The following is a 14,848-nucleotide window of genomic DNA, read 5'->3' as shown; positions in this document are numbered from 1 at the left end:
TTCCCCTCTTGAGAGGGGTTAGGGGTGTGTTTTCCAAACGCCCAAATTACTCCACTACCACCTCATCAATAAACATCCATGAACCACCGCCAGTAGGTGGCGTACCTAAATTTGTTGCAATAACCTTAATGTATCTTGTGGTTTGTTCCTTTATTCCTACCACATAATTCTTTAATTCCGAGCCATTATTTGCCGAATATTCTCTTTTTACAATACCCGCACTTTTAAAGGTCTTCCCATCTGCCGAAAGTAAAACCTCCACTTGGACAGGAAAGTAGATTCCAGAACCTTGATTTTCCAAGGCACCTACAGTGATTTTTTCCAATTCCGTAGGCGACTCCATATCGATCAGCAGTTCCATATCACCACCTAGCCAGCCCTGCCATTGCCCATCGTGAAAGTTCTTTGATCCGCGAACTACATTTACCATCCCCAATTCCTTGGCTCCCTGGTAACTGTCGTGATATTTTTTTAAATAGGTTACAGGTTTTCCAACAGCTTTATTATAGGTAATTGTTTTTTTAAATAAGGCGCCCACAGGTTTTTCTTCTTTAAAAACTTGAGCCTTGATGGTAGTTGTCTTTTTGATATCTATAGGAGTAGTGTACTTTTCGGACGCTACGGTAATATCACTTCCGTCCAGGGTATAACGGATATCCGAGCCTGTAAATTCTGATTTAAGCGCTATCGAAATAGCTGCACTTTCAGGATCCACCGAAGTTTCAGTCGTTACTTGATAGGCACTTTTGGCGTAATTAATTCCCATTTTTCCATATCTTTCGAATAAGCTTTCTACCCTATTTGAAAAATCGTCCCAATTTCTATTTGCCTTGCTACTCCAAACTGCTTCTGCCAAGGCGGCCAAACGTGGATAGGTCATATATTCCGCTTGGTCATATGTCGGGACATATTCCGTCCATAAATTAGCCTGTCCACCTAAAACATGTTTAGCTTGCTCAGCTGTCATTTCGTCAACCACAGGGTCAAATTGATAGACCTTACTTAGCGGTAAATTACCACCCCAAGCTAACGGCTCAGCATCTTGGTCCCCTTGGTAATAATCAAAATAACAATGTGAATTCGGTGTCATAACCACATCGTGTCCGGCCTCAGAAGCTTCCAGACCACCTTTTACACCTCGCCAGCTCATGACGGTTGCTCCAGGGGCCAATCCACCTTCCAATATTTCATCCCAACCCAATAAAATCCTTCCCTTGGAACTTAGAAAACGTTCCATACGCTGAATAAAGTAGCTCTGAAGTTCCTCAACATTGGCCAAACCTTCATTTGCCACTCTTTTTTTGCAATCAGGGCATATCTCCCAGTTGGTCTTTGTAGCCTCATCACCGCCCACATGAATGTATTGTGATGGAAACAATTCCATTACTTCCAATAAAACGTTCTCCAAAAACTCGAAAGTTGAATCCTTGCCAGCGCAATATATTTCAGTTATGGGCCACACCCCTCCAGAAGGTACCATGATCGGTTTTTGAAAACATGATAATTCAGGGTATGCCGCTATGGCGCTCATTACGTGCGCCGGCATCTCTATTTCCGGAACCACAGTAACTCCCCTACTACTGGCATAAGCTACAATTTCCTTAATATCCTCTTGGGTATAAAATCCACCATAAGTAGTCTCTGTCCCCAAATCCGGCGTTGGCCGAGCATTCCAAGGCTTATCTTCTTGGTCGACCCTAAAACCACCCACCTCCGTTAATTTTGGATATTTTTTTATTTCTATTCGCCACCCTTGATCATCTACTAAATGCAAATGCAGTGTGTTCATTTTTAACAAGGCCAATTGGTCTATGGTAGCCAGAACATAATCCTTATCAAAAAAGTGCCTGGAAACATCAAGCATAAAACCTCGCCATTTAAATCGAGGACTATCTTTAATTTCCACCTTGGGAATATCCCAATTAATATTGTTAACCAGGCTTTTACTTTCTATGGCGACCGGAAGTAATTGTCTAATCGTTTCCAAGCCATATAAAAATCCATTAAGGCCATTGGCTTTAATAATTATCTGATTATCCATCACCTTTAGGTCGTAGCCTTCCTCGGCCATGGACGAATCCGTGGATAATAGGACAAAATTGCTTCTTGGTGCCGTATCTAACACCTCCAAGGTCCATCCGGCCGCTGCGGTAAATTTATCCTTCAGTACATCCAAAACCTCCCCTTGATCCTTTGGTGCCACCAATTTGGTATCCTCGTTAAAGCGAAAAGCGCCTTGGTTAAATTTCATTTCCAAAGGTTTGGGAACGATACTTATATCATTTTCCGTAAAAATGGTTCTACTTTCCTCTCCACAACCCACTAGAATAACTAGCAGAATCATACTTAAGCTTTGAAATATTGCATTTTTCATTTTTCTCCCTTTATTCAATTCCATTGACCACCTAAAATTTTATGCGCTCACATCATTTTTATTCATCGACACTTCGAAATTCGCCATCCTCACTTATCTTCAATATTTTTCCGGTAAATGGACTTTTAACCCAAATATTATATCCAAATCGGTGCTTATCCAAATTAGGTTTTATAGACTTGCCCAAAATATTCTTAGGTGTTGCGACTTGCTTTTCAGCACCCTTTTTCCCTTGTAAAACTCCTCTGTAGAGGGAATATAAATGCCATTTTATGTAGTCGTCCTGCGGAATTGAAAAACTGTCCTTTCCACCCGCTTCTTCTGAAGAAAAATAAACATACCCCCAATGCTCTGGCTCATGCATATTAATAACTCCTTGTGGCGACCACACCCAATTATATTCGGGAAGGAACTTGCCCTTGTCATCCTTTTTTCTGGAATACCTCCCGTCCGTTAAATCGAAATTCCAGTTGACCCTAGAAAAATTAATCCTCCAAAAATCGTTCTCCGGAACATCATTACCATTACTCGCCTCCGTAATTACCTTCCATGGAATAGCTATTTCCACCGTCCATCCCTTATCCGTATCCGATGAATCATTTAGTGTACCATCAATACTTACCGCTGATTTTACACCTTGAATATCCCAACTGTCAATCACTTTGCCGTGATTCCTATACGGCTTGGTCAAAAAGAGGTCCCAAAGTGTATTATGGGCATTCATCTCATATTCGTAATAATTATGAGTGTCGCCATCGGGATCTATAAAAATTTCAAAATCATTGTTATAAAAAATAACGGTATCCCTTTGTTTTAAAGTGGCCCACACATGTGGTTCATCCATTTCTGCCATAACATAGAGGTAATCGTTATCCCATAACATTTTCATCCTGGTTCTATATTTAGGCGTAATTTTACCTTCGATATCAATATAATCTTGGGACCAGGTTGCTTTTTGCCATGAAGCATCATCTCCTTTTCCATCTATAACCAAGGTTTCATTCGCCTTAAAGGCGATATAGTTCCTAGGCACCAGTTCTTGGCCGTTTATCCCGGTAATGCCAATAAACAAAAATATAATTGCTATTGACCACCTATTGGTTTGTTTGAAATTAGTTTGCCTCATATTTTGATTTTTGTTGTTTCCTTTTTAATCACCGACGATCCCACTTAAAAGCCTGAGCTATAAACTATTCTCCTTTGTGAATTTTACAATTTCAGAAATACGTCCAAATGCCAAACCTGTAACCGTGTCCGCTGCCCCATAATAAATGGCAACCTTGTCCTCTTCAATAGAATGCAATGCAGCACATGGAAATACTACATTTGGCACATCGCCTACACATTCATAATTGGTCTGGGGGGACAATAAATAAGGCTTCGTCCTATATAATACTTGATCTGGGCGCTCTTTATCCAAAATAGCCGCTCCCATGGAATATCTAAATCCGTTGCAGGTATTTATTACACCATGATAAAAAGTTAACCAACCCTCATCTGTAAGAATAGGAATGGGTCCGGCTCCAATTTTAGTACACTGCCATGCACTATCTACAAATGGGGTAACCTTCATAACACATCTATGTTCTCCCCAGAACTTCATATCCGGACTATAGCTAATGTAGATATCACCAAATGGCGTATGTCCATTATCACTTGGCCTGCTAAGCATAGCATATTTCCCGTCAATCTTTTCTGGAAACAACACCCCATTTCTATTAAAAGGCAGAAAGGCATTTTCACATTGAAAAAATTCCTTGAAATCAAAAGTATATCCTATTCCAATAGTTGGACCATTATACCCATTACACCAGGTAATCCAATACCTATCCTCTATAAAGACCACCCTGGGGTCGTATTTATAATCGGATTCGATCATGTCAGTATTACCGGCCTGGAATTGAATGGGGTCATGGTTAATATCCCAATCTATACCATTCTTGCTAAAACCTGTAAAAATATTCATTTGCACCGCCTTATTATCACAGCGGAATACCCCGGCAAACCCATCTTTAAATGGTACTACTGCACTATTAAAAATACTGTTGGAAGAAGGGATTGCATCTCTCTTTACCACAGGATTCTCTGTATATCGCCAAACTACATCTGCACTATTGGCAGGCCTTTCTTGCCATGGAATGTTACTCACTTTATTTTGATTTAAATATTATAACTAATCTTATTTCTCTCTAATGTAATCTATCTAAAACTTAGTTTCTGAAACTTGTCAATTTTTCTAATTTGGTATTTTTCGAACTTTATCCAACCAGGTAAACTTTAAAATTGCCGAGGTGACACCAAATACCAAAAATGCAATGAAAGCCTTGGGATAATCCCTAATCATAAAGTATATGGGCAGCACGATCATACTGGACTGCCATATTATACCAATGGCACAGTTCATCATATCCCACCAAAATTCATTGTTCTTTTCAAATTTGGGATCTTCCGCCTTTATTTCTTTATATATCGGATTCCACCAACCCCATGGTTTCACATTTTTGTAGAAGGATTTTAATACTTCCTTGTCAGTCGCAGGGCTAAAATAGGTTCCCAAAAACGAACCCAATATAGAGACCCCAAAAATAATAGGAAATAAGTAAATGGCATGGACATGGGAAAGCTCGTATAACAAGCTACCCTCCGTAAAATTACCCTTGTTGTTATCCAGCACAAATTGTAATGAAGCAATTATCAAACCGGACAACATACCCCAAAAATAGCCCCAACCGTTAAATCGCCACCATATCCATTTTAAAAAATTAGCTGCAACATATCCCCCGAAAAGCGCACTTGTTATCCAAAGGGTCAGTGAATTGATGGAATCTGCAAAAAATCCCATAAAAACACCTAAAATTACTACCAAAAATGAGGCTATATGACTCACCTTTATATAATGCTTATGTGATGCTTCCGGCTTAAAATATTTTTTATAGATATCATTGACCAAGTAAGCTGGACCCGCATTTACAAAAGCTGAGAAAGTGGACATAAAAGCCGCAAGCAAACCGGCCAACAGCAAGCCTTTTATCCCTACCGGCACATGAAAGTTGATTACTTTGGGAAGCAAAATCTCCAACTCGGCACCCGTAAGTCTCGGATTGGCAATCATTTCCGGTGTTAGTACCACCAAGGCAATGACAACAATACCAGTTATTAATAAATACCTTGGTATAAACAGCACCAAATTAGTAAACCCGCTCATATAAGCGGCATCCTTAACTGTTCGGGTAGACAAGATTCTTTGAAGGTCGTAACTGGGTGTTGGTCCCGCTATACTGGCAAAGAAACCTTTAAAAAGTGTCATCCCTATTAAAGCTCCGAACATCTTATATCCCTCGGAATCGATCAAATTATTAAACGCCTCAAATTCAGCATCCCAATGGGTGCCCAATTCCCAGCCAAAAAAGACATTTTTCCATTCCGTACTAATAACCGAATTGATTTCTACATCTGTAAAAGCAAAAAAGGCATATCCTGCCACTAGAATTCCCGCGATTACCATGATAATATACTGTAAAACCTCAGTGGCCACCACGGAGAACATTCCCCCTTTTACCGTATAAATAGTAGTCAAAAATATGATGATCATAGCATATGACTGCTCGGAGGTAAGTAAAACCATTTCTCCAAAATGTAGGGCCAGATCCCAGGGCAGGATAATGGTCAAAAATTTACCGACACCTTCAAAGAAATAAGCAATAAATCCTACGGCCGCTACAATAGCAAATACGGCAACTATACTATGGGAAGCCCTCCCGGCCCTATCATCCCCAAAACGGGTAAGTATCCATTCCGAACCGGTCATAATATTTGATCTCCGTATCCAAACCGCCAAAAACATCATCACGAAAATCTGATTCCAAATAGGCCAAAGCCACATGAACATAAAGCTTTTTACCCCGTACAAAAACAGGATTCCAACCATCCAGGCAGTACCGGAAACATCAAACATACCCGAGCCATTACTGAGTCCCAGATAATACCATTTTATGTTGTTGCCTCCTAAAAAGTAAGACTTGAGCCCCTTGGATGCTTTTTTTGATACCCAAATACCAACAAAAAGTGTAAGTACTATATAGGCTATAATAATTGCAACATCAATTACGTTCATTAAAATTTATTTTAGTGTTGTAGAAAATAGTCCGCCAATTAGGATTTCGTGCCTTTAAAGGTTTAAAAATGGCCACAGCCTATTGATTTTTCGCCATAAAAGACAACTACTCTTATTTTTTTTATAAATTCCCCGAATTTTCCTGGCGATGCAGCCACATTTCATGAATTATATAAAAAATATTAGCGGTTACTACTAATCAGAATTAAATATTTAATTTTTTTTCGAGGAAGGAGAATAAATTTAGACCAACAACCTGCCCGTAAAGCCAAACGCCTAATTTTAGAAATAAAGTCAGTAATCAGGACCTATGCAAATTAAAAAGCTGAATCATAAATTACTTGGTAGAAATAGCTCTGGCGATTTCAATATTACCTACAAGCATCATATCATTTTTTGGGCCGTATATATCCTTTTCAATATTTTCCGTTGGGGGAATCTACATCAGGATTTTGCCTATTCCATAAAAACCAATCTCCTGGGGTTCCCCATACATATGGCCTTGGCATATTTCAATATTTATTTCTTAATGCCAAAATTTGTTTACACCAAAAGATACTTCACTTACACCGTTTTATTGCTCGCCACATTATTTGTTGGCCTTTTGGTAAAATTCAACCTTACCTATTATTTAGTAAGCAATAATGTAATGCCAGAGGCAGGGGACGTTGAAAGCCTCACTTTAAATTACGCTATTGTTACTATGTTGGGAGAACTTTATGTGATGTCTTTTGTAACAGCTATAAAAATTACGGTGGATTGGCTCAATGAAAATAGCAAATTGCATGAATTGGAGAAAAGGCAATTGACTACCGAATTGAAATTCCTTAGATCTCAAGTATCCCCACATTTCTTCTTTAACACCCTAAACAATATATATTCATTAACTTTAGAAAAATCTGACCGAGCTCCAGAAATTGTATTAAGGTTGTCCGAATTAATGCGTTACCTGTTATATGGCACGGACAAACCCTATCAAGATTTGGCAAGAGAAATTGAATGCATCCAAAATTATATCGATTTGGAACGAATTAGATTCGACAATTCGTTAAAAATTGATGTGAATGTTGCAGGGGATATTGAAGAAAAAAAAATTGCTCCTATGCTTTTAATGCCCTTTATTGAAAATTGCTTTAAACACGGTGCCGGTAAAAATATAGGCGAAATGTACATCAAAATACGCATGGAGGTAATTGACAATATTTTAAATTTTGAAGTGAGCAATAACTTACCACCAAATGCAACACGAAATAAATTAAATAAAACGGATTGTGGAATTGGACTCACCAACGTAAAAAAACGACTGAAATTGGGTTATGAACCAGAAGATTATAATCTTTCTATATTTGAAAAAGATAAAATGTATAATGTTATTCTTAAATTAAAGGTGTAATGAGTTTTAAGGTAATAATAATTGACGATGAACCCCTAGCTATCAATATATTAAAAAACTATATAGAACAAATTAAAGAACTGTCGCTAGTACAGACCTTTACCAATGCAATTGACGCTTCCACTTTTTTACAAAGAAATGAGGTCGACATTATATTTTTGGACATCAATATGCCCATTATGAACGGTCTGGACTTACTAGGAAGTATAAATTCCAAAGCTATGGTGGTAATGACCACTGCCCATGAGGATTATGCCCTTAAAAGTTTTGAACTGGAAGCAATAGATTATTTAGTGAAACCAATACCATTTCACAGATTTTTAAAAACAGTTCACAGAATAATAAACCTTAAGGAAGGATTTCCTAAGAAAGAAGTACAGAACACCAATGAAAATCACAGCATTTTCGTAAAGGTTGATAAGAAAAAATTACAGAAGATTTATTTGGATGACATAATCGTCATAGAAAGTTTAAAGGATTATATCAGGATAAAGACAAAAGCCAACAAATTTATTATTCACAGAACGTTGAGCAGTTTTACTGAAGAACTTCCATCGGATAAATTCATTAGAATTCATAGGTCTTATACCATAGCAATTGATAAAATAGAAGCTATTGAAGGTAACAGTGTGGAGGTCCAGGGTATTAGATACACCATTGGTCGCAGTTATCTAAACGATGTTAAAAGTAAAATTCTTGATGAGAGTTTGGAATAAATCCTCGCAATTACAATTAATTCCATTTTTCCAGCAGCATTTAGCTTTCCTAAATAGTCATTTGTCGAAATTTACTGTTAAATAAATGCAAAAGCAGTAATTTAGAGGGTATTAAATTACCAAAAGTCAAATGTCTATCAAACCTCTAAAATATATCTATCCACATTCCCAAACTAGGTCTTGTGTACTGTTGGTATTAATTCTCGCTATAGTCACCTTAGGTTGCAATACGGGTGTACAAACCACGGAAACCACCAAAAGTGGTGAATTTAAAGGGAAGGTTCCCGACAAAATCGACTTTACTTTTGACGTAAAACCAATTTTATCTGACCGCTGTTTCAAATGCCATGGACCGGATAAAAATGCCATTGAGGGTGGACTTTCTTTGAACACCGCTGAAGATGCTTATACCGCACTGGGCAAAAACAAAGACCATTACGCCATTGTACCAGGTGATGTAAAAAAAAGCGAATTGGTAAATCGCATATACACCCAGGACGAATCTTTGATGATGCCACCACCGGAATCCAACCTAACACTTAATGACTATGAAAAAGAGATTCTAAAAAAATGGATAGAGCAGGGCGCTGAATTTAAAACCCATTGGGCGTTTATTGCTCCTGAGACACCTAAAGTGCCGAAGACAAATAACACTACTTGGGTTCAAAATGAAATTGACCAATTTGTTTTATCAAAACTGGAACAAAATGGATTGGAACCCAACGAAAAAGCCTCCAAAGAGAAGTTATTGCGCCGGGTATTTTACGACCTTACAGGATTACCACCTAGCGTATCACAAATTGAAGCTTTCGTGAAAAACGATTCACCTTCAGCCTACGAAAAAATTATAGACTCCCTTTTAACCACAGTAGACTATGCCGAACATATGTCCTCTGAATGGATGGATATTGCCCGTTATGCGGACACCCATGGATACCAAGATGATTTTGAACGTATCATGTGGCCTTGGCGGGATTGGGTTATACACGACTTTAAGGAAAACTTGCCATACGATCAATTTGTTACCTATCAATTAGCTGGGGATCTTTTGCCCAATGCCAATGCAGAACATATACTTGCCACGGGCTTTAATAGAAACCACAAGATTACCTTTGAAGGAGGCGTTATACCAGAGGAATATAGAATTGAGTATGTGGAGGACAGGGCAGTGACCTTTGGTACTGCTTTTCTGGGTTTAACCTTTGAGTGCGCGCGCTGCCATGACCACAAATACGACCCTATAAGCCAAAAAAACCACTTTGAATTATTTAGTTTTTTCAACAATATAGATGAACTTGGATTGACACCAGGGGGTGCGGGGAAAATTCCAAAACCCTATATGACCATAACGGAAAAGGAAAAAAATGGCATACTGAGTTTTGTACAACTTCAAAAAACGAGCATGAAGGAAGTTCCTGTCATGGTAATGAACGAGATGGAGGAGATAAGGCCTTCGTATATACTCAACAGGGGCGTCTATGACCAGCCCACAACACAGGTATACCCCAACACACCCGAGGCTATACTCCCTTTTCCGGAGGACTATCCCAAAAATAGATTGGGACTTGCCAAATGGTTGTTCCACAAGGAAAATCCATTGACCGCCAGGGTTACTGTAAACAGGTACTGGCAACGCATGTTCGGTAGCGGCTTGGTGGCTTCTTCCTTCGATTTCGGTAATCAGGGATCACTGCCGACACATCCCGAATTGTTGGACTTTCTGGCCATAAAATTTAGGGATGAAGGCTGGGACACAAGAAAGATTTTAAAGTATATAGCCCTTTCTGCAACCTATCAACAGAGCACCAAAGTTTCCAAGGAATTACAAGAATTAGATCCTGAAAACCGCCTTTTGGCACGTGCCCCAAGATTAAGGCTTACGGCAGAATTAATAAGGGACCAGGCTCTGAAAATAAGTGGATTGCTCAACAAGGAAGTGGGTGGGCCAAGTGTTAAGCCTTATCAACCAGATGGCATTTGGGAAGCAACCACAGGTGGTGGTGGTGGAAGTACGGCCACATACATTACAAGTACTGGGAAGGATCTTTATAGAAAAAGTTTGTACACTTTTTGGAAGAGAACGGTACCTCCCCCGAGCATGATGACTTTTGATGCAGCTTCCAGAGATCTTTGTTCGGTAAAACGCCAAGAGACCAATACACCTTTACAGGCCTTGGTCTTACTAAACGACCCTCAAATTATTGAGGCCTCAAGAATACTTGCCAGAAATGCCATTGATCGAAATAAAGAAACCAATGATCAAATTAGCTACATATTTATGCAGGCAACCTCTAGAGCTCCAGATGAGGAAGAATTGACCATGTTGAGCGATTATTACACCAGTATGCTCCAAAAAGTTGAGGGAGAAGGAATAGAGGCCCAGGAGTACTTGTCCATTGGAGCAACTGAAATTGACAAAAACATTTCAGAAACCCAATTGGCGGCATTGGCTTTAACTGCACACACCATTTTAAACTTGGATGAAACTATAACCAGAGGCTGATTATGAGTGAGAAAAAAATTATAGAAGAAAGGTCGTTGATATTAAATAGACGGTCATTTTTAGGCAAAACGGCCCTAGGAGTAGGTGGCGTGGCATTGGCATCCTTATTGGGCGCCAACCTGTTTAGAAAAGATAAAAATGGAATTTTAACCAAGGATGATAGTTTAAATGGGGTAAAGGGAATTTTAAATTCGCTACATCATCCCGCTAAAATTAAAAGGGTGATATATCTGTTTCAAAGTGGGGGGCCATCCCAACTGGAACTTTTTGACTATAAGCCTTTGCTGAACCAAAGACGTGGAGAAGATCTCCCAGAATCCATTAGGAACGGACAACGCCTTACGGGCATGACCGCGGGACAGGACAAATTTCCCTTGGTCGGATCTCTATTTAATTTTAATCAACACGGGAAGAACGGCACATATATCAGTGAACTACTTCCTTACACGGCCAAAATGGTGGATGAACTGTGTATCATAAAATCCATGTATACAGAAGCCATCAACCATGACCCTGCTGTTACCTTTTTTCAAACAGGGTCCCAGCAACCTGGAAGACCCAGCATAGGATCTTGGTTAAGTTATGGTTTGGGTAGCGAAAATGAAAATCTCCCTGCATTTACGGTGCTATTGTCGCGCGGTACCGGCAGACCCAATGGACAACCATTATACACCAGATTATGGGGCAATGGGTTTTTACATTCCCTACACCAAGGAGTACAATTTAGGGCTGCCAAAGACCCTGTATTGTATTTAAATGACCCCAAGGGCATTACCAAGGAGGTTAAACGGGAAATGCTGGATAATTTAGCCGCATTGAACGATAAACATTACCAAGAATCCGGTGACCCAGAAATTAAAAGTAGGATTGCACAGTATGAAATGGCTTATAGGATGCAGACCTCGGTCCCCAATGTAATGGACACGACCAAGGAACCCGACTATATTTATGAAATGTACGGACCTGAAGCAAAAATTCCAGGTACTTACGCCGCAAATTGCCTTTTGGCAAGGAGATTGGCGGAACAGGACGTACGTTTTATCCAATTATACCATATGGGATGGGACCAACACGACAATCTTCCTGGAGCCATAGCGAAACAGGCAAAAGACGTAGACCAAGCCTCTGCAGCCCTTGTGGCCGATCTAAAACAACGTGGATTACTGGAAGACACCCTAGTTATTTGGGGAGGAGAATTTGGAAGGACCAATTATTCCCAAGGCCTTTTAACCGATACCAGTTACGGCAGGGACCATCACCCAAGATCTTTCACTATTTGGATGGCTGGCGGCGGTATTAAGCCGGGAATGGTTTATGGGGAAACGGATGATTTTGGATACAACATTGTTAAAGACCCGGTCCATGTACATGACTTTCAGGCTACAATGCTGCATTTATTGGGCATAGACCATGAAAAATTAACCTATAAGTATCAGGGAAGAAGATTTAGACTAACCGATGTTGAGGGACATATTGTTAAGGATATTTTGACTTAAATGAAAATTCAACAATACAACAGAATGGTTATGGAGTTTCATGTTAATGGTTTAGATGTTTATTGGCTGTAACCGGAAATTAAAAACAAAAGAGGAAATACGCCAAGGTAAGAACACCCGACCATGGATGTTTTTGGATGAAATATTGATAGCATAAAATGATACTACAGATTATAAACATTGGGCGCCTACACCCCCTATTGGTACATTTGCCCATTGGCATACTTGTTTTGGCCTTTCTAATGGAACTTTACTTTAGAAAGAAAGCTTCCGGTACGGAATACAAGTTAATCACATTTGCCCTTGCCATGGCAGCCTTGACTACAGTATTATCCGTGGGTAGCGGTTGGTTATTGGGAGAGGATGGAGGTTATGACGAGACCTTATTATTTAGACATCGTTGGATGGCTGTTGGCTTGGCCATTGGCTCTATCTCGCTCTATCTCATAAAAAAATATCCCAGGTCGTGGTCCAAAACCATTTATTTACCTCTTTTTATCGCAGTAATGGGACTCTTAAGTTTAACCGGACATTTTGGGGGCAGTATGACCCATGGCGAGGATTACCTTTTCAATAATGGACAAATTAAAAAACCAGTCATTACCGACGTTGACAAGGCACTTGTTTTTAACGATATTGTAAAGCCCATTCTGGATGATAAGTGTGTAAGCTGCCACAATCCCAATAAAATTAAGGGAGGTTTAATAATGACCAATAAAGCGCAGTTACTTAACGGTGGAGATTCCGGTAGTATTTTGTTGGCAGAAGAGGGGGAATTGCCAAGTTTGATACATCATATTAAACTACCAATGGAAGACGAGGATCATATGCCGCCAAAGGGCAAAGTACAACTTACCAATCATGAAATAGAATTATTGGAATGGTGGATCGGTCATGAAAACTGTTTTGATTGCGTTGCTGGGACACTGGACAAGACAGAGAAAATCAGTGCTATTTTAAATTCATTGGAAGAGGATACATCCACAAGGGCCGTTATTGCAAAAGAAGTGGAAGTGGTTCCCGAAGACTGGCTGGCCTCCATAAACATAAATGGCCCAGTGGTTACGAAATTGGCAGCAAAAAATCCGTTGTTGATCGTAAACTTGTCCGGTATTAAGGATTTAGGAAAAAGTAATCTCAAGGCATTAAAAAAGCATGCCGAAAACATTGTTGAACTCAATTTGGCCAACTCCAATTTTAGTGACACTATTTCTTCGTATTTAACTTCTTTTAAAAATCTTACAAAACTACAATTACAAAATACAGCTATTACGGATAAGTCTATGGAAACTCTAAGCAATTTAAAACACTTGGAGTCCCTAAATATATACGGTACTGAAATTACCGATAAGGGTCTGGAAAAATTAACCGCCCTTTCCGGTTTAAAAACTTTATACCCATGGAATTCAAAAATCAGCAAGGAAGCTCTAGATGGTTATAGCAGTAAACATCCTGCTGTTACGGTCGTTAGTTTGGATGAAGACCTCTTTACTCCGTCTAGCTTGGAACCTCCGTCCATTATAGCTGATACCGACTTTTTTACGGATTCCATAGAGGTTACGTTGGATTATTTTTTTAAGGGTGTAGACATCTATTACACCTTGGATGGTTCTGAACCCGACACCACATCCACTAAATATAATAAACCCATTGTACTCAACAATTCTGCTCAGATCAAGGCAGTAAGCCATAAACCGGGATGGGATTTAAGTACGGTAAAAACAGTAAGTTTTAAAAAATCGAACATTCTTCCCAGTTCCATAACGCTGAACAATAAACCTAACGACAAATACAAGGGAAATGGGGGAAATACCTTGATAGATCTAAAAAGGGGAACTATTAATTTTGTTGATGGGAATTGGATCGGTTATGAAGGCAGCAATTTTGCTGCTACCTTAAAACTCAAAAAAGAAGAATTGATATCTACGGTGTCCGTAGGCGCCTTTTCTTCACCTGAGAAATGGATTTTCTTTCCTACAGGATTCAAGGTATGGGTATCCCAGGATGGAAACAATTTTAGACTTGTACATACGGAAAAATTAAAGGCAGAACGACCTAATTCAGATACCAAATTTCAATTTTTCGACCTTAACATACCACCAACGAAATCCAATTTCGTAAAAGTAGAAGTAATGAGTCAACTTAAGAATCCTTCCTGGCATCCCAACCCAGGAGGCAAAAGTTGGTTATTTGTGGATGAGATAGTACTCAACTAAAACTAATCCACATTGCCTTCAAAAAGTCTTGTGTAA

The 14,848-nt window shown here is 39.3% G+C and carries 9 protein-coding genes; 5 read left to right on the top strand and 4 right to left on the bottom strand.

Features of this window, described 5'->3' with window-relative positions; all coding sequences use genetic code 11:
- Window positions 1-46: 46 nt before the first annotated feature.
- The 4 genes from H4O18_RS19560 to H4O18_RS19545 all read right to left on the bottom strand — a co-directional run bounded on the left by H4O18_RS19560 (window position 47) and on the right by H4O18_RS19545 (window position 6,488).
- Window positions 47-2,374: a glycoside hydrolase family 20 protein gene (locus H4O18_RS19560; protein ID WP_187587804.1), complete on the bottom strand. Its 2,328-nt coding sequence runs from the start codon at window positions 2,372-2,374 to the stop codon at window positions 47-49.
- A 58-nt stretch (window positions 2,375-2,432) separates the two neighbouring features.
- Window positions 2,433-3,500: a carbohydrate-binding family 9-like protein gene (locus H4O18_RS19555; RefSeq protein WP_187587802.1), complete on the bottom strand. Its 1,068-nt coding sequence runs from the start codon at window positions 3,498-3,500 to the stop codon at window positions 2,433-2,435.
- Between the two features lie 57 nt (window positions 3,501-3,557).
- Window positions 3,558-4,523: a glycoside hydrolase family 130 protein gene (locus H4O18_RS19550; protein ID WP_187587800.1), complete on the bottom strand. Its 966-nt coding sequence runs from the start codon at window positions 4,521-4,523 to the stop codon at window positions 3,558-3,560.
- 87 nt (window positions 4,524-4,610) lie between these two features.
- Window positions 4,611-6,488, bottom strand: coding sequence for a sodium:solute symporter family protein (locus tag H4O18_RS19545; RefSeq protein ID WP_187587798.1), 1,878 nt, complete (start codon window positions 6,486-6,488; stop codon window positions 4,611-4,613).
- Window positions 6,489-6,798: 310 nt separating this feature from the next.
- Between H4O18_RS19545 and H4O18_RS19540 the strand changes: the two genes are divergently transcribed.
- From H4O18_RS19540 to H4O18_RS19520, 5 genes are all read left to right on the top strand, one after another.
- The gene (locus H4O18_RS19540) at window positions 6,799-7,881 is read left to right on the top strand and encodes a sensor histidine kinase (RefSeq protein ID WP_187587796.1); all 1,083 of its coding nucleotides are present in this window, start codon (window positions 6,799-6,801) and stop codon (window positions 7,879-7,881) included.
- Window positions 7,881-8,597 carry a LytR/AlgR family response regulator transcription factor gene (locus H4O18_RS19535; RefSeq protein ID WP_187587794.1) on the top strand — a complete coding sequence of 239 codons (717 nt, stop codon included), beginning with the start codon at window positions 7,881-7,883 and terminating at the stop codon, window positions 8,595-8,597. The genes H4O18_RS19540 and H4O18_RS19535 overlap by 1 nt, the downstream gene beginning before the upstream one ends.
- A gap of 130 nt (window positions 8,598-8,727) precedes the next feature.
- A complete protein-coding gene (locus tag H4O18_RS19530) occupies window positions 8,728-11,100 on the top strand; it encodes a PSD1 and planctomycete cytochrome C domain-containing protein (protein ID WP_187587792.1) in 2,373 nt (790 codons plus the stop codon).
- Window positions 11,101-11,102: 2 nt separating this feature from the next.
- Window positions 11,103-12,596, top strand: coding sequence for a DUF1501 domain-containing protein (locus H4O18_RS19525; RefSeq protein ID WP_187587790.1), 1,494 nt, complete (start codon window positions 11,103-11,105; stop codon window positions 12,594-12,596).
- A 158-nt stretch (window positions 12,597-12,754) separates the two neighbouring features.
- A complete protein-coding gene (locus H4O18_RS19520) occupies window positions 12,755-14,812 on the top strand; it encodes an FN3 associated domain-containing protein (RefSeq protein ID WP_187587788.1) in 2,058 nt (685 codons plus the stop codon).
- Window positions 14,813-14,848 lie beyond the last annotated feature (36 nt).

The organism is Arenibacter arenosicollis (assembly GCF_014397245.1).
GTDB classification, from domain to species: domain Bacteria; phylum Bacteroidota; class Bacteroidia; order Flavobacteriales; family Flavobacteriaceae; genus Arenibacter; species Arenibacter arenosicollis.
Note: the sequence above shows the minus strand (reverse complement) of the source record. Positions and strands in the feature narration are given on the sequence as shown.

Bases quoted from the DNA above. Each gene is read 5' to 3' on its own strand.
- H4O18_RS19520 (WP_187587788.1), top strand. From the start codon at position 12,755: ATGATACTACAGATTATAAACATTGGGCGCCTACACCCCCTATTGGTA.
- H4O18_RS19560 (WP_187587804.1), bottom strand. From the start codon at position 2,374: ATGAAAAATGCAATATTTCAAAGCTTAAGTATGATTCTGCTAGTTATT.
- H4O18_RS19525 (WP_187587790.1), top strand. From the start codon at position 11,103: ATGAGTGAGAAAAAAATTATAGAAGAAAGGTCGTTGATATTAAATAGA.
- H4O18_RS19545 (WP_187587798.1), bottom strand. From the start codon at position 6,488: ATGAACGTAATTGATGTTGCAATTATTATAGCCTATATAGTACTTACA.
- H4O18_RS19555 (WP_187587802.1), bottom strand. From the start codon at position 3,500: ATGAGGCAAACTAATTTCAAACAAACCAATAGGTGGTCAATAGCAATT.
- H4O18_RS19535 (WP_187587794.1), top strand. From the start codon at position 7,881: ATGAGTTTTAAGGTAATAATAATTGACGATGAACCCCTAGCTATCAAT.
- H4O18_RS19540 (WP_187587796.1), top strand. From the start codon at position 6,799: ATGCAAATTAAAAAGCTGAATCATAAATTACTTGGTAGAAATAGCTCT.
- H4O18_RS19530 (WP_187587792.1), top strand. From the start codon at position 8,728: ATGTCTATCAAACCTCTAAAATATATCTATCCACATTCCCAAACTAGG.